We start from the raw sequence: 21330 nt of genomic DNA on the forward strand, positions 1-21330 counted from the left end.
GACGGTACGACAGCGGCCCGCCGGAACCTCCGTTCCGACGGGCCGCTTCGCCTGGCATCACCCCGGGCGGCGTTCCGCCCGGTGGCGTCTCACCTGCCGAAGAAGGCGTTGTGGATCGTGACCGTCGACTCGTTGCCGTTCGTGTCGGTGACGACGGCCTTCAACGAGATCGCCTTGCCCTTCGCCGGGGCGCTCACGGTGATCGTGCCCGCGGTGACCTTGGCGGGCAGCCACTTCTCGTTGTCGTACGACACCATCACCCGCAGCGCCTTCAGACCGGCTCCGGCCGCCGCGCCCTGCACCACGACGGGGAACGTCTGCTGGGAGCCCGCCGGGACGGTGGAGTCCAGCGCGAGCCGCGGCTGGAAACGGACCGTGGAGACCGGCAGCGTCGTCGGAGCCGCGGTGCGTGCGGAGGTGAAGGTCCACGAGGCGTCGATCCGGTTCCCGGCGCGGTAGACCGCCGGGTTCCGGTTGACCGTGGTCGCCACCTTGTACGTGGCGGACTCCTCGGGCAGCGCGAAGAACCGCTCGCTTATGGCAGCGTCCTCCTTCGCGTACAGCACGCCGTCGCGGTGGATCGTGGTGGTCGCACCGGCGTACCGGGCGAACCCGGAATGGCCCTGCCCGTCGCTGAGGAGCGCCAGCGAACCGTAGAGGTTGTCGCCGTCGCGCACGAGCCCTTCACCGGCCTTGATCTGCGGCCCCATCACGCCGGCGTGGAAGGTGTCGGTGTGCGTCGTCCCCGGCTCGAACCTCCGGGCCGTGTCCCAGAAGTAGGCCGCTTCGATCTGTCGGCCGCCCGCCGGGTCCTTGTCTCCCAGGACACCCGCCGAGATGTTCCAGACGGCGTCGTCGTCCGTGGACAGGTACACCTTCCGGGTCCCCGTCAGGGGGTGCACGGTGAAGGCCGGTTCGATACCCCCGTTGGCCAGTTCGCCGTATGCCTGGACGACGCTGTCGAGGCCGGGCACCGACGCCCCGATCCGCACCTTCACCAGGGCCATGTTCCTGGTCGTGTACGTCTTGCTGTAGCCGGTGGCCAGCTCCGGGACCAGGCTGCCGGCGAGCGCGTTGTACTCGGTGCCCCCCTGCTTCCAGTGGGCGGACCACTGCTGGTAGAGGGAGCCAGCGGACGCCCGGGGACCCTGATGCGCGGTACGGACGTTGTCGAAACTGGTGAAGTCGCTCCACAGTCTGATGCCCGCCTCGGGCGTGTCCAGGGCGTACATCATCCCCGCGCGCGTCGGAGTGGCCGTCGCGTCCGGCACCTTGAACGTCACCGGCCGGGTGGTCCGGGCGTCGAGGTCGACCGTGGTCGGGCCGGTCACCGAGAACTGGGGGTTGTTGATCAGATCGGCTCCCTTGCCCGGAGCCGCGGGGTCGACCAGCATGTCGGCCGACAGGTTGTAGGTGCCGCGCGGCAGCCGGACCGTTGCCGAACCGGACGACAGATCCGGGAAGAACCGCAGGCGGGAGGCGTGACCGAGATACCCCTTGAGGTCCGCCTGCCAGCCGGTGCTGGGCGCGCCGTCCCGACCGGTGGCCTTGAAGGTGACCTCGTACGACTCGACCTCCCGATCCACCGCGGCCGCCGTCCGCACGGTCTGGCCGCCCCCGGACGCCACGACGGTGGCCGAGTAGGAGCCGTCGACCGTACCGCCGAGGCGGGTGTCGGCGGTCAGGTCCACGGCGGCGGTGCCACCCGCCGGGACCGTGACCCGCTGCGCCCCGAGGGCGAAGAAGCCGGCCGGTGCGGGCTGCCCGTCCCCGCCGGTCGGCGCGGACAGCGACAGGTCCAGCGTCACGTCGCTGCTGCCGTTGTTGCGGTACGTCACCTGCTTGGTGACGGGGGCGTCGTCGGTGTGGGGCCAGGTCTGGGTGCCCAGGTTCACGGAGACCGGCTCGGCGACGACCGTCTGGTCGATCGCCTTGTCGACGGTGAGCCGGCCCGCGCCCTGCTGGAAGACCGAGTGGGAGCCGTCCTTGGCCGAGCCCGTCAGAGCGGCCTTGATCCGGTCGCCCGTCCAGGTGGGGTTCTTCTGCTTGAGGATCGCCGCGGCCCCCGCGACGTGCGGAGTCGCCATCGACGTGCCGTTCAGGCTGTGGTATCCGGGCGGGTCCTGTCCCGGCACGCCCGCGGCGGCGGCCGCCGTGATCGACACGCCCGGCGCGGTGATGTCGGGCTTGACGGCCTTGTCGCCGGTACGGGGGCCGACGCTGGAGAAGTCGGCGATCAGGTCGTTGTCGTCGACGGCGCCGACGGTCAGGGCCGCGTCGGCGCTGCCCGGCGATCCGACCGTGCCCTGGTCCGGCCCGCTGTTGCCCGCGGCTATCGCGAACAGGACGCCCTTCTCCGCGGATACCTTGTTGACCTGGGCTTCCAGTGGGTCGATTCCGGGTGTGTCGACGCCGCCCAGACTCATGTTGATGATGTCGGCGCCCTGGGCGACGGCCCAGTCGACCCCCGCGATGACGCCGGAGTCGTCACCGACGCCCCGATCGTCCAGCACCTTGGCGTTGATGAGCCGGGCCCCCGGGGCAACGCCCTTGAACCGGGCGTCCTTCGCTCCCGTGCCGGCCGCGGTGGAGGCGACGTGCGTGCCGTGCCCGTCACGGTCCTTGGCGTCCGGGGAGCCGCTGAAGTTCCGCTCCGCGGCCACCCTGCCCGCCAGGTCCGGATGGGTGGTGTCGATGCCGGTGTCCACGACGGCGATCTTCACTCCGGTGCCGTCGAACGACCGGGCCCAGGCCGCAGGGGCGCCGATCTGACCGGTGCTGCGGTCGAGGGAGGCCTTGCGCACGCCGTCGAGCCAGATTCGCGCGATACCGGACGCGGTGGCCGCCGAACCGTCCTTACGCTGACGTGTCAGGGCGTCCCACAGCGCGCCCTTGCTGTCGGTGGCCGCGGCAGTGGTGACGGCATCGGCGTCGAGGGCCGACAGGGCCCGGCGGACGGTGGTGCCGTCCGCGGACCGCACCTCGGCACGGGCGGACCCGGCCGCCGCCCCCCGGTAACCGACGATCACCTTGAGCCCGGCCCGGTGGGCCCTGAGACTCTCCGGCTCGGCCAGTGCGGTGATGTCGAACAGCCGCCGGTCCAGCCTGCCGTCCGCGATCAGCTGCCGGGCGTCACGCGGCACCACATGGGTGCGGCCGTCGTGGATCTCGGTGAAGAAGGGGATGTCCTCCCGGCCCTTGGCCCGCTGGATGCCCTCGACCCGGCCCTTGGCGCCGACGAGGACCCGGTCGCCGGTGATCAGGGTGACGGTGTCGACGGTCCGGCCGGCCGGCACTAAGGCCTTGGCGGTCGGGGATGCCATGTCCGGGCCACCGGTCTTCCCCGACGCCGGACCGGTCATGCCGGCGGTCAGGGCGACCGAGGCCGCGGCGACGAGCGCGTACGCCCTCGTTGATCTTTTTCGCAAGATTGCCCCTGCTCAGGAGTGGTTCGGGCGGGCGAAGACCCGGCCGCACGGGGCGCGTTCGGCCCCGGATTCCTGAAGTATGTCGAGGGCGTTCGGACGCACTCAATGATCGTTGTGTAACAGCGGAGCACCCTGATCCGGTCTGCTCGCGAGGGCGTACGGCACCGGATCGGGGCGGGGGCGCACGGCCCCGGATCAGTCGGACGGCGTGACCGGACTCGTTACGCCCAGCCACTGCTCGGCGCCGTACTCCTCGAACCGCGCCACCTCGGTGAACCCCAGCTTCCGCGCGAGGCGCATCGAGGGGCTGTTGGCGGTCCGGGTGCAGAGAACCACCGGCTCGCCGGGAAGCGCTGCGGCGAACCAGCCGAGCGCGGCGGCGCATGCCTCGGAGGCGAACCCGAAGCCCCAGGCTTCCGGCAGCAACAGATAGCCGAGTTCGAACTCCCCGGCATCCGGACGGAGGTGGCCCGGGAGATCCCCGGGCCGACGGTCGAGAGTGACCGCGCCGATCATCGCTCCGTCGAGCTCCACCACGAAGAAGCCCCGCCGTCGCCCCGGCACCTCGGGGACGGAGCGTTCGAGAGCGTCGCGCGGTCGGGGGCCACCGAGGTGGACGCCCACCTCCGGCGATGCGAACAGCTCGATGAACGCCGCACGGTCCCGCGCCTCGGACCCACGGAGCACGAGCCGTCGCGTCCTGATCGGGACGGGCGGCCAGACGGCACCGTCGAGTTCGGCCATGGAGGGCAAGCTATCGCAAGGCGCGGGAGGACCGCCCCCCGCCGTCTCCTCCTCGGCGCGATCCGCCGCTGTCCGGTCACCACGCGTCGATGACCGGTGGGCCGGATTCGTGGTGCTGCCATGCCTCGTCGAGCCGCGCGAGCCGTTCCGCGGCGGCGATGCCATACAGGGACGCGACCTTGCCGTCGCGGACCTCGAACGCCACGGCGCCCACCACCCGGCCCCCGACCACGGCGACCACGGCCGGGGCGCCGTTGACCCACGCGAGATGCAGCGCCGGTGAACCGCCGGCCAGCCGCCGCTTCGCCGGCGTGGCCTTGAATCCCGCCCGCACGAAGGAGGCGACCCGCTCGCGCGACCGGTACCGCAGCAGCCGCCTGGCCAGGCCGGCGCCGTCCGAGACCGCCGTCACGTCCTCGGTGAGCAGCGCCACCAGCCGATCGGTGCGCCCCGAGGTGGCGGCTGCGAGGAACTCCTCGACGACCCGGCGCGCCGAGGCGGGGTCGGCCGCGCCACCGCGGCGGCGCTCGGCCGCGACCCGGGTACGGGCCCGGTGGGCATGCTGCTGGCTCGCCGATGTGGTGATGTCGAGGATCGCGGCGATCTCGGCGTGGCTGTACGAGAACGCCTCACGCAGGACGTAGACGGCCCGCTCGGTCGGCGAGAGGTGCTCCAGGAGGGTCAGTACGGCCAAGGTCACCGATTCACGCTGCTCGAAGGTGTCGGCCGGGCCGAGCATCGGGTCGCCGTCGAGGAGCGGTTCGGGCAGCCACGCGCCGGCCGTTCGCTCGTGACGCGCCTGTGCCGAGCGGAGGCGGTCGAGGCAGAGGTTGGTGGCGACCTTGGTCAGCCACGCTTCCGGTACCTCGATCCGCTCGCGGTCCGCGGCCTGCCACCGCAGGAACGTGTCCTGCACGGCGTCCTCGGCGTCGGCCGCCGAGCCGAGCAGACGGTACGCGAGGGAGGCGAGCCTGCTGCGGTCGGCCTCGAACCGGTCGACGGCTGCGCTGTCCATGCGAAACAGCCTAAGGGCTGTCCCGCGCCTCCCGGCGGGCGCGTCAGCCATCAGGCGGTGACCCGCGCACCGGTCCGGCCGGGCGCGGGCGTCAGGCGGTGCCTGCGCTTCGGGATGCCGAAGGTCGGATGGGCGATGCCCCACCCGGCCCCTTTGAGCACACCCGACTTGAGTCGTGCGGCGGTTCGGCCGCCCAGGTACCAGGCCTTCGACCGGACGTCCCCGTCCACCATCTGGAAGATGGCGTCCCGCCGTCCGAGGCTGATGTGGTTGCCGAAGTACTTCAGCCCGGTGGCCGGGACCTCGCGGCCCGTCAGGCGCGCGATGATCGCGGCGGTCGCCTGCATGTTGGTGAGACCGGCCGAGGCGCAGGACATCGGCAGCGGCCGGCCGTTCTCGCCGATCGCGTAGGCGCTGTCGCCCGCGGCGTAGATGTCCGGGTGGGAGACCGAACGCATGGTGCGGTCGACGACGATCTGGCCGGTCCCGGCGACCTCCAGCCCGGCTGCCGCCGCCATGGGGTGCACGGCGAACCCGGCCGTCCACACGGTCACGTCGGCGTGGATGGACCTGCCGTCGGCGGCGATCACCCGTGTCGCCTCGACGGCTTCGACGGCGGTGTGCTCGTGCACGGTGACGCCGAGCCGGTCGAAGGCGCCGCGCAGGTGACGGCGCGCCTTCGGGGAGAGCCAGGCGCCCAGCTCACCGCGGGCCGCGAGCGCGACGGAGAGTCCGGGGCGCGACTCGGCGAGTTCGGTCGCGGTCTCGATGCCGGTCAGTCCCTCGCCGACGACCAGGACGGTGCCTCCCTCATCCAGGGCGGCCAGACGCTCCCGCAGGCGCAGCGCCGAGGACCGGCCGGCCACATCGAAGGCGTACTCGGCCGCGCCGGGGACGTCATGGTGGGCGACGGAGCTGCCGAGCGCGTAGAGAAGGGTGTCGTAGGCGAGTTCACCGGGGCCGTCATCGCCGGTCACGGCGACGGTCCCGCGCTCGGGGTCGATACCGGTGACACGCGCCAGACGCAGCCGCACCCCGGTGCCCGCGAATACGTCGGCGAGCTTGCGGGAAGCGAGCTCCTGGCCGCTCGCGAGCTGGTGGAGCCGCATCCGCTCGACGAAGTCGGGTGCGGCGTTGACGACGGTGATCTCGGTGTCGGCGGGGGAGAGCCGACGGGCCAGGTTGCCGGCGGCGAAGGCCCCGGCGTAGCCGGCGCCGAGGACGACGATGCGGTGCTTCATGGCATGGCTCCTGTCTCGTTCGTGTACCCCTTGAACGGGACAGCGCTCCCTTTGCTGACAGAAGTCGAATGTGACACAGGTCACACTGAATGGATGAAGGGTTCACGGGCTCCGGAAGCGCGCCGACGGGCGGACCGCGGGCCGCCGCGCGGAGCGTGCCCAGGTGGTCGCGGAGTCCGGTCGGCGTATGGCGAGCCCGCTCCGTGCCGGAGTGGCGGGCCGATTTTTGTGCGCTTTGCCCGTATGTAGTGGGTCGTAACCACAAAAAGGGACTTTTTGCCGTGCGCCGGAATTTGCCACGCCGCGAAGAGAAGAGCTATAAGAGGCATGTGGTTCAGGCGCCGCCGGGAATTCCGGGGAGGCCGCCATGGAGGTTTCCCATGTTTCTGACTCCGTCCGACACGGAGAAATTGCTGCTGAGTGTTGCCGGAATGATCGCCCGTGACCGGCGCGCCCGCGGCGTCCGCCTCAACTACCCGGAGACCGTCGCCCTGCTCGCGTGCTGGGCGATGGAACGGGCCCGTGAGGGTGCCCCGGTCAGCGAGCTGATGACGGCGGGGAGGGCGGTGCTCACCCGCGCTGACGTGCTGGAAGGCGTCCCGGAGATGCTGCACGACGTTCAGGTCGAGGCGACCTTCCCCGACGGGCGCAAGCTCGTCACGATCACCTCGCCGATCCCGTGATCCCGGGCGAGATCCGGACCGGCTCCGGAGTGCTGCGTATCAACGCGGAAAGCGCGGTATTGGCGGTCACCGTGGTGAACGACGGTGACCGGCCTATTCAGGTCGGATCGCATTTGCATTTCCCCGACGCGAATCCGGCGCTTTCTTTTGACCGGGCCGCGGCCCGGGGATTTCGGCTCGATATTCCGTCGGGCACGTCGCTGCGCTTCGAACCGGGCGTCGGCGTCGACGTCGGCCTCGTCGAACTCCGCGGCCACCGCCGCGTGCCCGGCATCGTGCTGCCCGGGAACCGCACACCGGCCACCACACCCACGCCTCGAACGGAGGACCTGTGACATGGCCCAGCTGACCCGCGCCGCCTACGCCTCGCTCTACGGCCCCACCACCGGGGACCGGATCCGCCTCGCCGACACCGATCTGTGGATCGAGGTCGAGGAGGACCGGTGCTTCGGCGGTGACGAAGCCGTCTTCGGGGGCGGCAAGTCCATCCGTGAGTCGATGGCCCAGGCCACCGCGTCCCGGGCCGAGGGTGCGCCCGACCTCGTCATCACCAACGCGGTCGTCCTGGACCACTGGGGTGTCGTCAAGACCGACGTCGGCGTCCGCGACGGGCGGATCGTCGCCCTCGGCCGCTCCGGCAACCCCGACATCAGCGACGGCGTCCATCCCGATCTGGTGATCGGCCCCGGCACCGATGTGATCTCCGGCGAGGGGCGCGTCCTCACGGCCGGGGCCGTCGACACCCACGTCCACTTCCTGATGCCGGAGACCCTCCACGAGGCGCTCGCCACCGGCACCACCACCGTCATCGGGGGCGGCACCGGCGCCACCGAGGGATCCAAGGCCACCACCGTCACCCCCGGCGCGTGGAACCTCGCCATGATGCACCGCTCCCTCGACCGCGTCCCGCTCAACGTCATGCTGTTCGGCAAGGGCTCCACCGTCGGCGAGGAAGCCCTGCGCGAGGCGGCCCTCAGCGGTGCCGGCGGCTACAAGGTCCACGAGGACTGGGGCGCCACGCCGGCCGCGATCGACGCCGCGCTGCGGGCGGCCGACGCGTACGGCCTCCAGGTGGCGCTGCACGCGGACAGTCTCAACGAGGTCGGCTACGTCGAAGGCACCCTCGACGCCATCGCCGGACGCGGCATCCACGTCTTCCACGCGGAGGGTGCGGGCGGCGGCCACGCTCCCGACATCATCACCATGGCCTCCCACCCGAACATCCTTCCGGCGTCCACCAACCCGACGCTCCCGCACACCGTCAACACGGTCGCCGAGCACCTCGACATGCTGATGGTGTGCCACCACCTCAACCCCCGGGTCCCCGAGGACCTCGCGTTCGCCGAGTCCCGGATCCGGGCCACCACCATCGCCGCCGAGGACGTGCTGCACGACATCGGCGCACTCTCCATCACCTCGTCCGACGCCCAGGCGATGGGCCGCATCGGTGAGGTCGTGTGCCGCACCTGGCAGGTCGCCCACGTCATGAAGCAGCGCTTCGGCGACCGCGGCAGCGAACTGCCCGCCGACAACGAGCGGGCGCGCCGCTATGTCGCCAAGTACACGATCTGCCCGGCCGTTGCCCACGGCATCGACCACGTCGTCGGCTCCGTGGAGCCCGGGAAGCTCGCCGACCTGGTGCTCTGGGACCCCGCCTTCTTCGGCATCCGGCCCGCCGCCGTCATCAAGGGCGGCATGGCCGTGTACGCGCCCCTGGGCGACGCGGGCGCGGCGATCCCCACCACCCAGCCGGTCCTCATGCGCGCCAGCGCCGCCGCCGAGGCCGCGCCGCACCTGTCGGTCAGCTTCGTCTCCCCGATGGCACTGGCCGACGGACTGGCCGAACGGCTCGGGCTGGTAAGGGAGCTGGTCGCCGTTCGGCCCACCCGGCACCTCACCAAGGCGGACCTGCCGAACAACACGGCGCTCCCGGCCATCGACGTGGACCCGGAGACCTTCGCCATCCGCATCGACGGGGAGCTCGTCGAGCCGGCCCCCGCCGCCGAACTGCCGCTGGCCCAGCGGTACAGCATGTTCTGATGGCGCTCCTCGCCCCCTACCTCCTCGCCGACGGGCGGCTCCCGGTCGGCGCCCACACCTACAGCGCCGGCCTCGAACCGGCCGTCGCGGCGGGCCTCACGCGTGCGGAGATCCCCGCGCTGCTGAGGGCCCGCCTGCACACCACCGTCGTCACCGAAGCCGCCGCCGCCGTACTCACCCTGCGGGCGGCCCTGCGCGCCCCGGTGGACTACGGGCCCGTGCAGGAGGCGCTCGCCGCCCGGACGCCGACGGCGCCGCTGCGCGAGGCCTCCGCCGCACTGGGCCGGGGCGTGCACCGCCTCGCCCGTCGGCTGGCCCCGGACCACCCCGCGGTCACCGCCCTGACACGGCTCCACCCGCGCCCCTTGCGGCCGGTCGCCCTCGGGGCGCTCGGAGCCGCCCTGGGGGTGGGGGAGGAGGCGCTGGCCAGCGGCGTCGTCTACGACGAGCTGCAGACCATCGCCTCCGCCGCGCTCAAGCTGCTGCCCGGCGACCCCCTCGACTCGGTCGCGTGGATCGTCGCCGCCGAGCCGGACGCCGCGAGAGCCGTCACCGCAGCACTGGCCGTGCGCACCCCCGCCGAACTCCCCGCCCGTACACCACCGCTCACCGAGCAGTGGGCACTCGAACACGACCGACGCGAACGGAGACTCTTCCTTGCCTGACAACGCATCCGCCCAGCAGCCCGGACAGCCCGCCCAGGGCCCCAACGAGCACTACCACCAGCCCCTCGACCAGCCGCGCGCCCTGCGCCTCGGCGTCGCCGGCCCCGTCGGCACCGGTAAGAGCTCCATCCTCGCCACCCTCTGCCGCGAACTGGCAGGCGAGCTCTCCATGGCCGTCGTCACCAACGACATCTACACCGACGAGGACGCCCGCTTCCTCCGCTCGGCCGGCGTCCTGCCCACCGAACGCATCCGCGCCGTCGAGACCGGAGCCTGCCCCCACACCGCGATCCGCGACGACGTGAGCGCCAACCTCGACGCGGTCGAGGACCTGGAGGAGGCCTACGGACCGCTGGACCTGGTGCTCATCGAAAGCGGCGGCGACAACCTCACCGCCACGTTCAGCCCCGCCCTCGCCGACGCCCAGCTCTTCAGCATCGATGTCGCGGGCGGCGGGGACGTCGCCCGCAAGGGCGGCCCGGGCATCACCGGCGCGGACCTCCTGGTCATCAACAAGACCGACCTGGCCCCCCATGTGGAGGTCGACGTGACCGCGATGGTCGCCGACGCCGAACGGGCCCGCGACGGTCTGCCCGTCCTCGCGCTGTCCAAGCACGACCCTCGGTCGATCGCCGAACTGGCCGACTGGGTGCGGGCCGTGCTGCTGCGCCACCGCTCCGGCACCCATGTCCCGACCGACCCCGGCCCGATGGCGCCCCACAGCCACAGCCACGACGGCTCGTGACCGGCCCGCCCACGCCCGCCGCCCGCCCGGCCGAGCCCGACGATCCGGCGGTCGTCGCCGTCGAGCGTGACGCCACCGGCAGGCACCTCGCCCGCGAGCTGTCTCCCGGTGCGTTCCTCGCCCCCCGCCCCCTGCTGCCGTGCGCGGACCGCCTGCGGATCGCCCTCGTCGGCACCCGGGCGGGTCTGCTGGCCGGCGACGATCTCCGGCTGCACGTCTCGGTCGGCCCGGGGGCCCGCCTGGAACTGGTCGAAGCCTCCGGGCTGGTGGCGTACGACCACCGGGGAGGCAGATCGGCGTGGCGGGCCAGGATCGACATTGCTGCGGGTGGCCGGCTGGACTGGGACGGGAAGCCGTTCGTCGTCGCGCACGGGGCGTGGGTCGACCGCACGATGGAGGTGACGCTCGCGCCGGGCGCCCGGATGCTGTGGCGCGACACTCTCGTCCTGGGCCGCTCCGGTGAGCGCGGTGGCCGCGTACGGGCCAGGACCCGGACCGTGTACGACGGCCGGGAGCTGCTGGTCGAGGACCTCGACCTGACCGACCCGGAGATGCGGGAACTGCCCGGCGTCCTCGGCCCGAACCGGATCATCGGCTCCGTCACCGCCCTCGGTGCCCGCCCGTCCGGCCCGCCCCACCCCTACCGGACGGACCTCGCGGGCCCGGGGGCCCAGGTGCGGCTGCTGGGCACCGGGGCACCGGCGATGGAAGCGGACCTGGCGGAGCTGTGGGACCACTGGCGGAACGAGAGCGTCGTCGAGCCCCGCTGATCAGGGGCGTTCCGGGACGGTGAAGGGGTTGGGCGCCGCCCGTCCAGTGGTGCGGCCCGCGCGGGAGGAGCGAGACGAGAGACCCCGTCGATCCCGCCGTAGCCGTAGCCGTAGCCGAGATCGTGCACCGGATACGGGCGGCGCCCACCTGCCTCATCAGGCCCTGCCATGGGAGACCCGTGAACGCCGGGCCACCGCATCCAACGACACCGCCAGCAGCAGTACGCCGCCGGTCACCATGAAGCGGTACGCGGAGTCGAGATTCAGCAGCGTGAGCCCACTGGAGATGGACTGGATCACGAGAACGCCGAGCAGCGCGGCGAACGCGGTGCCCCGGCCGCCGAACAGACTGGTGCCGCCGATGACGGCCGCCGCGATGGCGTTGAGGTTGACGTCACCGCCGCCGCTGCTCTGGTTGGCCGCCGCGAGCCGCGAGGCGGAGAGGACGCCGCCGACGCACGCGAGCGTCGCGCACAGCACGAACGCGGTGGTGAGAACGGCCTTCACGTTCACGCCCGCACGTCGGGCGGCCTCCATGTTGCCGCCGACCGCGTACATCGACTTTCCGAACGAGGTGCGGGACAGGACATAGTGGAGCGCCAGCACCAGGGCGAGGAAGAACACGAACATCCAGCCCACCCCTCGGTCCCGGTGGAGATACCAGACCGCCGCGCCGAGGCCGGCCAGCAGCGCCAGGCTCCGCGCGGCGAGCAGACGTCGGGAGGCGGCGGTGAGCCCCGCCCGACGGCGCTCCGAGGCGCGGGCGGCGCCGGTCGCGTACAGCACCGCCGCGCCCACGACGACCAGCGTGTACGCCAACCAGGGTGGCAGGAACTGGAGTTGGGCGAAGGTCACCAGTCCGGAGTCGAAGGGCAGGTTGATCGATCCCTTGGGCCCGAGTATCCACAGCTGCACACCGAGGAAACCGAGGAGGCCGCCGAGGGTGATGACGAAGCTGGGTACCCCGATCCGGTGGTGGACCTGGGCGTAGAACCAGCCGATCAGCGCCGCGAGGGCGAGCGAGACGGCGACGGCGAGCCAGGCCGGCAGCCCCCGGTCCACGAAGAGGACCGCCAGCACGGCAGCACCGAGGCCGCTGATGGAGCCGACCGACAGATCGATCTGGCCGACGAGGAGGACACAGACCACCCCCAGGGCGATGATGCCGACCGGCACGCTCTCGAGGGCGAGGTTCGTGAGGTTCGCGCTCGACAGGAAGACGGGGTTGAGGATCTGCATCACGCCCCAGATCACGACCAGCCCGGCGAGGACGGGCAGAAGACCGAGGTCGCCGCCGCGCAGCCGGACGGACAGCGCCCGCAGGCGGTCGCGCGCACCGGCGGGCCGGGGCGTCGGCGCGACGGGCCCGCCCCGGGAGAGTTCCGGACCCGTGACAGCGGCCTGGTCCCTCATGATGCTTCCCCCCGGTGTGCCGCACCGGTCCTGTGCGCCGGCTCCGTTCCGCCGCCCGTGGTCCGGTCGCGGCCGGCGCGGCGGCTGACCACGTTGTCGGTGGCTCCGGTGATGGCCGCCACCAGCTCCGACGCCGTCGTTCCGGCCGCGTCGAAGACACCGTTGTTGCGGCCGAGCCGCAGGACGGCCACGGTGTCGGCGACGGCCCGCACGTCTGCCATGTTGTGGCTGACCATGATGACGCCCAGGCCGCGCTCCCTCAGACGCTCGATCAGATTGAGGACTTCCGCCGTCTGCGCCACGCCCAGGGCGGCCGTCGGCTCGTCCAGGATGATCACCTTGGGGTCGCCCAGGAGGGTCCGCGCGATGGCCACCGTCTGTCGCTGCCCGCCGGACAGGGCCGCGACCGGGACGCGCACCGAGGGGATCCTGGCCGACAGCTCCGCGAGCAGAGCGCGGGAACGGACCTCCATCCCGACCTCGTCCAGGCGCAGCCCACGTAACTCGCGTCCCAGGAAGAGGTTTTCCACCACGTTCAGGTTCTCGCACAGCGCGAGGTCCTGGAACACGGTCGCGATGCCGAGCCGCTGGGCGGTGGCCGGGGAGGAGATCGTCACCGTCCCGGCGCCGAAGCCGACGGTTCCGGCGTCCGGCTGCTGCACCCCGGAGACCACCTTGACCAGGGTCGACTTTCCCGCGCCGTTGTCGCCGACCAGGGCGACGACCTGCCCGGCGGCGACATCGAGGTCCACGTCGGTGAGTGCGGCGACGGCGCCGAAGGATTTGCTTATTCCGCGCAGGGAGAGCAGCGAGCCACCCGGCGCCTCCTGAGGGGAGGGCGAGGAGTCAGCGGACATGGACCGGCCTTCCGGGGCGGGCGGGCGGGGGAGCGGTGGCCGTGGCAGGGGCGGGAAGGCGTCCCGACCGTCGTGGACGGCCGTGGTCGCCGCGGCCGGGCAGGGGTGGGACTACGTGAGGCCCACCTCGGCACAGGCGGCGGCGTACGTCGCCGTGCAGACCTCGGCGGTCTTCAACGGCTTTCCGTCGCCCACCAGAACCTTCCCGATGTTCTTCCGGGTGACCACGGTGGGGGTGAACAGTTCCGAGGGGGTGCCGAAGAGCGTGGTGTCGCCGCGGGGCTTCTTTCCCCGGGCGAAGGCGTACGCCGCGGTGGCCGCGGCTTCCGCGACGGTCTTGATGGGCTTGGAGATGGTGTTGTACTGGTCGCCCTTGATGATCCGCTGGGCGGCGGCGAGTTCGGCGTCGTTTCCGGTCACCGGTGGCACGGCCGCTCCGGCCGCCTTGAACGCGGCGATGGAACCGCCGCCCGTGCCGTCGTTGGCGGCCACCACTCCGGCGATCCTTCCCGGGAACTTGGCTATCTGACCGCTGACCCAGCTCTGGGCCTTGCCCGGCTCCCAGGCAGGGGTGTCGTACTCGGCGAGGAGATCGAATCCGCTGGAGTCGACCGCGCTGTGCATGCCCTTCTTGATCAGGCCCGCTGCCGCGTCGGTCGGTGACCCGTTGACCTGCAGGAGACCGCCCTTTGCCGAGGTGGCCCTGAGGTGCTCCACCAGGGACGTGCCGATCATGGAGCCGATCTTCTCGTTGTCGAAGGAGACGTAGTAGTCGGCCTTGACCGCCGGGATCGGCCGGTCGTACGCGATGACGGGGACCCCCCGGCCCTGTGCCGTACGGACGGTGCCGGCCGCCGCGGCGGAGTCCACCGGATCGATCACGATGACGTCGGCGCCCTGCGCGAGAGCGGAGTCGGCCTGCTGCTGTTGCTTCGCCGCATCGCCGCCCGCGTTCTGGTACAGGACCGCGCAACCACCGCAGAGCTCCTTCATCCTGGCCTTGAAGAGGGGGGCGTCGTACAGCTCGTACCGGGTGGAGGCGATATCGGGCATCAGGAACGCGATCTTCGCCTCATCCGACGACCGGTCGTCCGTTCCGTTCGGTGCTTTCGTCGTACAAGCGGCGGCGGAGACGATCACCGTCATCACGGACACGGCAGCGGCGAACGATCTGACAGAGCGTTGCTTCACTGGAATCTCCCGGTCTCGAGGCGGAGAGCCCTCCTTCGCGTCAAATTAACAGCGACCGTGTTAGTAGTGTCAATGGGCATGTCATAAATAACAGGGTGGCGGGCCGATTCGGAGGCGCCCGGTCAACCGCCCGACCGCGCGCGGGCCTTCCACGCGCCCCGGGCCGTCGCCAGCTCCGCCCGGTACCGCTCGTATCCGTCCTCGTAGAGCGCCCGTACGGCCTCACGCGGTTCGACGACCTGGTGGCGCCCCGGCGGCCCCTCGTACCCGGGGGACAGGGAGGCCCGGGCGACGGACACCACGCCGAGCGCCCCGACCTGCTCCTCCAGCGGTACGCGGACGGGCCGGCCGAGCACGTCGGCGATCAGGCGGGCCCACATCACCGACCGGGTGCCGCCGCCGCACAGGGCGAGGGTGCCGCTCAGCCCCGCTGTGTCCAGGCAGTGCCTGGCCGCGTAGCCGATGGCCTCGCAGACGGCCCGCACGGTGTCCTCCCGGCCCGTCGCCAGGCTGAGCCCGTCGAGTCTGCCCTGGGCCGACGGCTCGACGAACGGGGCCCGTTCGCCCGCTTCGGACAGGAAGGGGAAGGCATGGACGCCCCGGGCCCCGGGCGGGCTGTCGGTGAGCAGCGCGTCCACGTCGGCCGTGGTCGCGCCGACGAGGGCGAGCACCCATTCCAGCGCCGCTGTTCCCACCATGGCGGGCATGGCGCGCAGCCACCGGCCGGGGGTGGGCGTGCACAGCCACATACCGGCGGGCTCGGCGAGCGGGTCGAGATCGACGCGGTCGGTCAGCACCTGGCTCGCGAGGGTGGTGCCGAGGATGAGAACGCCGTCCCCCACCTCGCGCACCCCGCTGCCGATCGCGCAGGCCGGCAGGTCGTAGGGCCCCGCCACGACCGGCAGCCCCTCGGACAGCCCCAGGAGCCGGGCGCCGCGACCGTCCAGTGCGAGCACCGTTCCCGGGGCGGCGGGAGGAGGCAGCAGACCCGCCCGTTCCCCGACACCGCAGGCCGCCAGGGCCTGGGGCGCGTAGCGGCGGGTGCGGGGGTCGAGGAACGGCAGTGTCGCGTCGGACGCGTCGAGGCACACCCGGCCGGTGAGGCGCTGGGCGACCGCGTCGACGCAGTACCCCGCGACGGCGGCCCGGTCCAGCGACTCCGGCTCGTGTTCCTGGAGCCAGCTCAGCAGCGGCCCGTGGCACCCGGGGAACATACCGGAGCCGGTGTGCGCGTAAGCGGTGCTGATCGTGCCGTCCACCAGCCAGCGGGTCACCAGCTCGGAGGCGCGCGCGTCCATCCAGGAGATGGCGGGCCGCACCGGGCGGCCCGCGGAGTCCCGCAGCCACAGCCCGTCCCCCTGCCCGGTGAGCGCCACGGCGTCCGGCGGCCGGCCGGCCGCGGCGGCGACCTCGCGCACGACATCACCGACACCGGCCACGACGTCGTCGAGATCCTGCTCGACCCGTCCGCCCGGCAACATGTCCAGACGCGAGCGCCGGCTCGCCGAGGCGAGGGCGCTGCCGGTCCCGTCGAACGCCACGGCCTTGGTGACCGACGTCCCGATGTCCACACCGATGATGGTGCCCACGCCTGCTGCCTCCTGTACGAGCCGATTCGAGCCGATTCGAGCCGATGGGTTCCCGGGCGACGGGCCACCGCGACGGCGGCGGCCGTCAGCGCCGGCCGGCCGCCAGGACGTCCTGGTTCGCGAGGTGGGACAGCTCCTCACCGCGCAGGAAGCGGCCGACCTCGGCGGCGGTGATGGCCGCCGCCCGCCCCGCCGTCTGCCGGGTCGCGCCCGCGAGATGGGGTGTGGTGATCACGTTCGGCACGTCGCGCAGCGGCCAGTCGGCGGGGATCGGCTCGATGTCGTACACGTCGAGGGCGAGAGCCCCGAGACGGCCGCTGCGCAGCAGCTGTGGCAGCGGCGCGTGGTCGAGCAGTCCGCCGCGGGCGGAGTTCACCAGGACCGCGCCGTCCGGCAGCAGCCCGAGGCGGCGGGAGTCGATCAGGTGGTGGGTCTCCTCCGTCAGGCGGGCATGCAGACTCACCACCTGACTCCGGATCAGAAGGACGTCCAGATCCACCAGTTCGACCCCGTCCGCCTCGACCGCCGCGCGGTCGGCGTACGGATCGGCCGCGAGCACATGAGCACCGAAGGCGCGCATCACCCGTGCCACGATGCGGCCGATGGCGCCGTAACCCACGAGGCCGACGGTGGCCCCGCCGAGCTCGCCGCCGCTCTCCTCGTACGCGTACAGGTCGCCCCGCCAGACGCCCCGCTTGAGCTCCGCGTCGGCGGCGGCGATCCGGCGCATCGCGGTGAGCGTCAGCCCCACGGCGAACTCCGCGGCGGCCGGGGCGTTGCGGCCGGGGGCGAAGCTGACCCTGACCCCGTGGCGGGTGGCGGCGGCCAGGTCCACATTGACCGGCCCGCCCCGGGAGACGGCGACGAGACGCAGTGCGGGCGACGCGGCGAAGACCCGCTCGGTGAACGGGGCCATCTGCGTCACGCAGACCGAGACCCCGGCCAGCGCCTCGACGAGCTCGTCCTCCGTGCCGCTCGCCTCGCGCACTTCCGCGACCGGCCCGAAGGGCTCGTGGGGCCAGGGGAGGGTCAGTTCGGCGAACTCCGGGAGGTCCCGGCCCGTGCGGGACAACTCCTGGCTCACTGCCGCGCGGATCAACGAGGGGCGGACGAAGTGGTCGCCTGCGGCGAGGATGCGCATGACGTCGGATTCCTTCTGCGAGGCGAGCCGGGGTGGCTGCGTGGCGAGCAGGTCGGAACGTGATCCGAGCCGCGAGGGGCCGGTCCTGGGCTGTGGAATTTCTGTTAAATTTAACAGCGCTCGCGTGAACCAGCAATGCGCCCGGCCGGGGCGGCGCAAGGGCTTGGACGTCCGCTCCAGCCCCTGCCGCGGATGCGTACCGCCTCGGACCGCGACTTCGACCTCGACCTCGGAAGGGGCCCTCTCCATGACCACGCGTCTCCTGCTGGTACGCCATGGCGAGACCGAGTGGCACGCGGAGAACCGGTACGCCGGTGTCACCGATGTCGCCCTGACACCCAAGGGCGTGGCTCAGGGAGCCGACCTCGGATCCTGGGCCGCCCGCAGTGGCGTGGACGCGGTCGCCTGTTCCCCGCTCGGCCGCGCCCGCCGGACGGCGGGTCCCGCGGCGGCGGCGCTGGGCCTGGCGGTGGACGTCCGCGAGGGGCTGCGGGAAGTGGACTTCGGATGGGGCGAGGGCAGGACCGTCGAGGAGATGGCCGAGGAGGACCCCGAAGCCGTGCGACGGTTCCGTGAGGACGCCGACTCCGGCGCCTTCCCCGGTTCCGAACCCGTGGTCCTGGCCGCGGCGCGGGCGACCGCTTCCCTGCGCGACCTCGCACACCGTCACCAGGGGGGAAGGGTGCTCGTCGTCGCTCACAACACCCTGCTGCGCATCGCCCTGTGCGAACTCCTCGGACTGCCCCTCGGGCGCTACCGGCGGATCTTCCCGCGACTGGACAACGGGGCCGTCACGGAGATCGAGATCCGCGGCGCGGAGACGGCGCTGCGCTCGCTCAACGTACCCACCGTCGCGCCCCCCGCCCCCGTGCCCGTCCCGAGCCCTGCGGGAGACTGACCCCCATGACCAAGAGATCCGCCGAAGAACGGCGACGGCTCATCGCCGACCATGTCGTGGAGCAGGGCACGGCCACGGGCGCCGCCCTCGCCCGGCTCACGGGTGTGAGCCTGATGACCGTCCACCGCGACCTCGACGACCTCGCGCGGCAGGGGGTGCTGCGACGCTTCCGCGGCGGCGCGTCCGCCCTGCCGTCCACGGTGTTCGAGTCGAGCCTCGACTACCGGCTCGGCGTCAACACGGCGGAGAAGAACGCCGTCGCGCGCGCCGCCGCCGCGCTGGTGGAGCCCGGAATGTCGGTGATGCTCGACGATTCCACCACGGTCCTGGTCATGGCCGGCCTGCTGGTCGACCTCGCCCCGCTCACCGTCGTCACCAACGCCCGCCGGGTGCTCGACGTCTTCGCCGGGTGCGAGGGCATCCGCCTCATCGCCCTGGGCGGGGAGTACTCGCGCACCCATGACTCCTTCCTCGGGATGCCCTGTGTCGAGGCGGTGGAGGCGCTCTCCGTCGACCTCGTCGCGGTCTCCACCTCGGCCCTCGACGCCAGGACGGCCTACCACCAGGAGCAGGACGTGGTGCTGGTCAAACGGGCGATGCTCACGTCGGCGGCGACCAAGGTGATGCTCATGGACCACACGAAGCTCGCCCGGACCGCGCTGCACCGGGTGGGGCCCGTCGGCGACCTGGATCATCTCGTCGTGGACGACGGAGCGGACGCCGAACTGCTCGCCAAACTCCGCGAACGGACCCGGGTGACGGTGGCGGCCGTCGCACCATGAAGCCGTTCCTCCCGCCAGGAAACCATTCCTCCCGTCATGATGGAACGTATGTTAATTTCACACGCACGTGGCCGCCGCGATGGCACGCTCGGGGTCGCCGCGACGGATCGCCCACCCGGCCGGTGGGCATCTGAGGCCCGTCCCGCCGGGGAAGGACGCTTTCCGCCATGAGCAGTGAATCCCGTCGCACCGTGCCCCACCCCCCGGCCGTGATCGGCATCGACGTGGCGACCGCGTCCGTCCGGGTGGTGTGCGTGGACGGGCAGGGGCACCTGCTCGCCGAGGCGCGGGGCGAACTGCCGCCCCCCGTACGGACCGCCGCGGGGACGAGCGAACAGGACGCCCGGTCATGGTGGCCCGCCGTACGGTCGGCGCTCCGCCGCACCACCGGCGCACTGCCCCGGGGCGGCCGCGAGGTGGTCGCGGTGGCCGTGTCCGCCACGTCCGGAACCATCGTGCCCACCGGGGCCGACGGACTCCCGCTCGGCCCGGCCCTGATGTACGACGACCGGCGGGCCGCCGACGTCAACGCCGAGGCCCAGCGGGCGGGCAGCGCCCGGTGGGACGCGCTCGGCCTGTCCGTGGGACCGACCGCGGCGCTGGGCCGAGCTGTCTGGTGCCTGCGGACGTATGGCTCGGGCCTGCGCCACGTCCTGCACACACCCGAGATCGTCGGGCGCGAGCTGACGGGCCATCCCGTCGCCACGGACTGGAGCCACGCGCTCAAGTCCGGTTACGACGCCCGTGCCGCGGAGTGGGCGCACGAGGTCTTCGACGTCCTCGACTTCCCCCTCGCGCTGCTCCCCTCCGTACGCGCCCCCGCCACGGAGGCCGGAGTCGTCGGCCCGGAGGCCGCCGAGGCCACGGGCCTGCCCGAAGGGTGCTCCGTACGCCTCGGGATGACGGACGGCTGCGCGGGCCAGATCGCCACGGGGGCCGTCGAGCCGGGCCGTTTCGTGGGCGTGCTCGGCACCACGTACGTCCTCAAGGGGGTCACCGCGGACCTGGTCCGCGACGCGACCGGGGCGTTCTACAGTCACCGGCACCCCGACGGCTGGTGGCTCCCCGGCGGAGCGTCCAACACCGGAGGGGAGTGCCTGGCCGACGTCGCCCGGGCCCGCCTGCCCGCGCTGGACGCCGCCGCGGCGGCCCGGGGCCCCGCTTCGTACGTGCGCTACCCGTTGCGCCGTGCAGGCGAACGGTTCCCCTTCGTCTCCGGTGCGGCGCGCGGATTCGAGCTGGGCCGGCCCCGCGACGAGGCGGACGCCCACCGGGCCGCACTCGAAGGAGTCGCCTTCGTCGAACGGCTGGCCCTGGAGCGGGTCCAACGACTCGGTGTTCCGGTGCTCGGCCCCCTGCACGCGGCAGGCGGGGGCAGCCGCAGCGCCGTGTGGACGACGATCCGGGCCACCGTCCTGGACCGCCCGGTCCGGGTCGTCGAGCGCGCGGAGACGGCCTTCGGCGCCGCGCTCCTCGCCGCGACCGGCACCCTCCACGAGGACCTCGCGGCGAGCGCCGCCGCCATGGTGCGCGGCGGCGCCCTCGTCGAGCCGGCGCCGGGGGAACGCCCCGCCCTGGACGACGCCCACGGCCGCTTCGTCGCGGCGCTGCGGGAGCGGGGCTGGCTCCCCGACGACTGACGCGTCGTGCCCCGGGACCCTCAGGAGGCCGGCCGCCCTTCATGATCCGAGCGGTCGCGTACGCCGTCACCGTGTGCGCCGCCGCTGCCGGGCGACAGGCCGGCGACGATGACGTCGGCGATGTCCTGCTCGTGGATCGGGTTGCCGGTCCGGGCGGGCAGAGGCTCGACCACCCGTCGGTCGGAGCGGATGGACGGCCGCCAGAGGAGCAGGGCGTTGGCGGCGAACTCGCCGGGCCGCACGATCGACCGGTCGAGCCCGGACTCCGACGCGAGAAGCGACTCGGGAAATCCGCTGCCGCACGCACCTTGTCATGCTGGCCCGACCCCTCTACTTTCACTTAGAAAGCGCTTGCTGCCCCGTCGCTTCCCGTAGGGAGCCCGGGGCGTCGGGGCGCTGCCGCATACACCCTGGTGGATCGAGCCGCTTCTGCGTGGCTCCCTGCGGGAGCGCTCCCATATGTCATGGGCACGTCATTAAATGCGTGC

Annotated in this window: 19 protein-coding genes; 9 read left to right on the top strand and 10 right to left on the bottom strand. The window is 72.5% G+C overall.

Going from position 1 to position 21330, the window contains the following annotated elements; translation table 11 throughout:
- Window positions 1-89 precede the first annotated feature (89 nt).
- The 4 genes from PSQ21_RS35170 to PSQ21_RS35185 form a co-directional block, all read right to left on the bottom strand.
- Window positions 90-3428 (bottom strand): S8 family peptidase, encoded by a 3339-nt coding sequence (locus PSQ21_RS35170; protein WP_274035520.1) that lies wholly within the window; start codon window positions 3426-3428, stop codon window positions 90-92.
- Window positions 3429-3623: 195 nt separating this feature from the next.
- Complete coding sequence (locus PSQ21_RS35175) at window positions 3624-4172, bottom strand: GNAT family N-acetyltransferase (RefSeq protein ID WP_274035521.1); 549 nt, start codon at window positions 4170-4172, stop codon at window positions 3624-3626.
- Window positions 4173-4248: 76 nt separating this feature from the next.
- Window positions 4249-5187, bottom strand: a complete 939-nt coding sequence (locus PSQ21_RS35180) for a sigma-70 family RNA polymerase sigma factor (protein ID WP_274035523.1) — start codon at window positions 5185-5187, stop codon at window positions 4249-4251.
- A 50-nt stretch (window positions 5188-5237) separates the two neighbouring features.
- Complete coding sequence (locus tag PSQ21_RS35185) at window positions 5238-6428, bottom strand: NAD(P)/FAD-dependent oxidoreductase (protein ID WP_274035525.1); 1191 nt, start codon at window positions 6426-6428, stop codon at window positions 5238-5240.
- Window positions 6429-6808: 380 nt separating this feature from the next.
- Between PSQ21_RS35185 and PSQ21_RS35190 the strand changes: the two genes are divergently transcribed.
- The 6 genes from PSQ21_RS35190 to PSQ21_RS35215 are packed head-to-tail and all read left to right on the top strand — an operon-like array spanning window position 6809 to window position 11331.
- Complete coding sequence (locus PSQ21_RS35190; RefSeq protein ID WP_069753525.1) at window positions 6809-7111, top strand: urease subunit gamma; 303 nt, start codon at window positions 6809-6811, stop codon at window positions 7109-7111.
- A complete protein-coding gene (gene ureB, locus PSQ21_RS35195) occupies window positions 7108-7446 on the top strand; it encodes an urease subunit beta (protein WP_274035527.1) in 339 nt (112 codons plus the stop codon). Before PSQ21_RS35190 ends, ureB begins: the two co-directional genes overlap by 4 nt.
- Window position 7447: 1 nt before the next feature.
- Complete coding sequence (locus PSQ21_RS35200; protein ID WP_274035529.1) at window positions 7448-9151, top strand: urease subunit alpha; 1704 nt, start codon at window positions 7448-7450, stop codon at window positions 9149-9151.
- The gene (locus PSQ21_RS35205; protein WP_274035531.1) at window positions 9151-9816 is read left to right on the top strand and encodes an urease accessory protein UreF; all 666 of its coding nucleotides are present in this window, start codon (window positions 9151-9153) and stop codon (window positions 9814-9816) included. The genes PSQ21_RS35200 and PSQ21_RS35205 overlap by 1 nt, the downstream gene beginning before the upstream one ends.
- On the top strand, window positions 9809-10561 hold the full coding sequence (ureG, locus tag PSQ21_RS35210) for an urease accessory protein UreG (protein ID WP_274035533.1): 753 nt from the start codon (window positions 9809-9811) through the stop codon (window positions 10559-10561). Before PSQ21_RS35205 ends, ureG begins: the two co-directional genes overlap by 8 nt.
- Window positions 10558-11331 carry an urease accessory protein UreD gene (locus PSQ21_RS35215; RefSeq protein ID WP_274035534.1) on the top strand — a complete coding sequence of 258 codons (774 nt, stop codon included), beginning with the start codon at window positions 10558-10560 and terminating at the stop codon, window positions 11329-11331. Before ureG ends, PSQ21_RS35215 begins: the two co-directional genes overlap by 4 nt.
- Window positions 11332-11487: 156 nt before the next feature.
- Here PSQ21_RS35215 and PSQ21_RS35220 read toward each other — a convergent pair whose 3' ends face one another.
- From PSQ21_RS35220 to PSQ21_RS35240, 5 genes are all read right to left on the bottom strand, one after another.
- Window positions 11488-12744 (bottom strand): sugar ABC transporter permease, encoded by a 1257-nt coding sequence (locus tag PSQ21_RS35220; protein WP_274035536.1) that lies wholly within the window; start codon window positions 12742-12744, stop codon window positions 11488-11490.
- Window positions 12741-13601: an ATP-binding cassette domain-containing protein gene (locus PSQ21_RS35225; RefSeq protein WP_274035537.1), complete on the bottom strand. Its 861-nt coding sequence runs from the start codon at window positions 13599-13601 to the stop codon at window positions 12741-12743. Before PSQ21_RS35225 ends, PSQ21_RS35220 begins: the two co-directional genes overlap by 4 nt.
- 111 nt (window positions 13602-13712) lie before the next feature.
- A complete protein-coding gene (locus tag PSQ21_RS35230; protein WP_274035538.1) occupies window positions 13713-14792 on the bottom strand; it encodes a substrate-binding domain-containing protein in 1080 nt (359 codons plus the stop codon).
- 122 nt (window positions 14793-14914) lie between these two features.
- Window positions 14915-16381, bottom strand: a complete 1467-nt coding sequence (locus PSQ21_RS35235; protein ID WP_274035539.1) for an FGGY-family carbohydrate kinase — start codon at window positions 16379-16381, stop codon at window positions 14915-14917.
- Between the two features lie 85 nt (window positions 16382-16466).
- Window positions 16467-17522: a 2-hydroxyacid dehydrogenase gene (locus tag PSQ21_RS35240; RefSeq protein ID WP_274036100.1), complete on the bottom strand. Its 1056-nt coding sequence runs from the start codon at window positions 17520-17522 to the stop codon at window positions 16467-16469.
- A gap of 247 nt (window positions 17523-17769) precedes the next feature.
- Between PSQ21_RS35240 and PSQ21_RS35245 the strand changes: the two genes are divergently transcribed.
- The 3 genes from PSQ21_RS35245 to PSQ21_RS35255 all read left to right on the top strand — a co-directional run bounded on the left by PSQ21_RS35245 (window position 17770) and on the right by PSQ21_RS35255 (window position 20842).
- Window positions 17770-18420 carry a histidine phosphatase family protein gene (locus PSQ21_RS35245; RefSeq protein WP_274035541.1) on the top strand — a complete coding sequence of 217 codons (651 nt, stop codon included), beginning with the start codon at window positions 17770-17772 and terminating at the stop codon, window positions 18418-18420.
- Between the two features lie 5 nt (window positions 18421-18425).
- Complete coding sequence (locus PSQ21_RS35250) at window positions 18426-19202, top strand: DeoR/GlpR family DNA-binding transcription regulator (protein WP_274035543.1); 777 nt, start codon at window positions 18426-18428, stop codon at window positions 19200-19202.
- A gap of 167 nt (window positions 19203-19369) precedes the next feature.
- A complete protein-coding gene (locus PSQ21_RS35255) occupies window positions 19370-20842 on the top strand; it encodes an FGGY-family carbohydrate kinase (protein WP_274035544.1) in 1473 nt (490 codons plus the stop codon).
- 20 nt (window positions 20843-20862) lie between these two features.
- On the opposite strand, the gene PSQ21_RS35260 is transcribed toward PSQ21_RS35255, so the two are convergent.
- On the bottom strand, window positions 20863-21084 hold the full coding sequence (locus tag PSQ21_RS35260; RefSeq protein WP_274035545.1) for a hypothetical protein: 222 nt from the start codon (window positions 21082-21084) through the stop codon (window positions 20863-20865).
- Window positions 21085-21330: the final 246 nt, after the last annotated feature.

The sequence above is a fragment of the Streptomyces sp. MMBL 11-1 genome, from assembly GCF_028622875.1.
Lineage (GTDB): Bacteria > Actinomycetota > Actinomycetes > Streptomycetales > Streptomycetaceae > Streptomyces.

Bases quoted from the DNA above. Each gene is read 5' to 3' on its own strand.
- PSQ21_RS35185 (WP_274035525.1), bottom strand. From the start codon at position 6,428: ATGAAGCACCGCATCGTCGTCCTCGGCGCCGGCTACGCCGGGGCCTTC.
- PSQ21_RS35220 (WP_274035536.1), bottom strand. From the start codon at position 12,744: ATGAGGGACCAGGCCGCTGTCACGGGTCCGGAACTCTCCCGGGGCGGG.
- PSQ21_RS35180 (WP_274035523.1), bottom strand. From the start codon at position 5,187: ATGGACAGCGCAGCCGTCGACCGGTTCGAGGCCGACCGCAGCAGGCTC.
- PSQ21_RS35175 (WP_274035521.1), bottom strand. From the start codon at position 4,172: ATGGCCGAACTCGACGGTGCCGTCTGGCCGCCCGTCCCGATCAGGACG.
- PSQ21_RS35255 (WP_274035544.1), top strand. From the start codon at position 19,370: ATGAGCAGTGAATCCCGTCGCACCGTGCCCCACCCCCCGGCCGTGATC.
- PSQ21_RS35225 (WP_274035537.1), bottom strand. From the start codon at position 13,601: ATGTCCGCTGACTCCTCGCCCTCCCCTCAGGAGGCGCCGGGTGGCTCG.
- PSQ21_RS35200 (WP_274035529.1), top strand. From the start codon at position 7,448: ATGGCCCAGCTGACCCGCGCCGCCTACGCCTCGCTCTACGGCCCCACC.
- PSQ21_RS35250 (WP_274035543.1), top strand. From the start codon at position 18,426: ATGACCAAGAGATCCGCCGAAGAACGGCGACGGCTCATCGCCGACCAT.
- PSQ21_RS35245 (WP_274035541.1), top strand. From the start codon at position 17,770: ATGACCACGCGTCTCCTGCTGGTACGCCATGGCGAGACCGAGTGGCAC.
- PSQ21_RS35190 (WP_069753525.1), top strand. From the start codon at position 6,809: ATGTTTCTGACTCCGTCCGACACGGAGAAATTGCTGCTGAGTGTTGCC.
- PSQ21_RS35240 (WP_274036100.1), bottom strand. From the start codon at position 17,522: ATGCGCATCCTCGCCGCAGGCGACCACTTCGTCCGCCCCTCGTTGATC.
- PSQ21_RS35205 (WP_274035531.1), top strand. From the start codon at position 9,151: ATGGCGCTCCTCGCCCCCTACCTCCTCGCCGACGGGCGGCTCCCGGTC.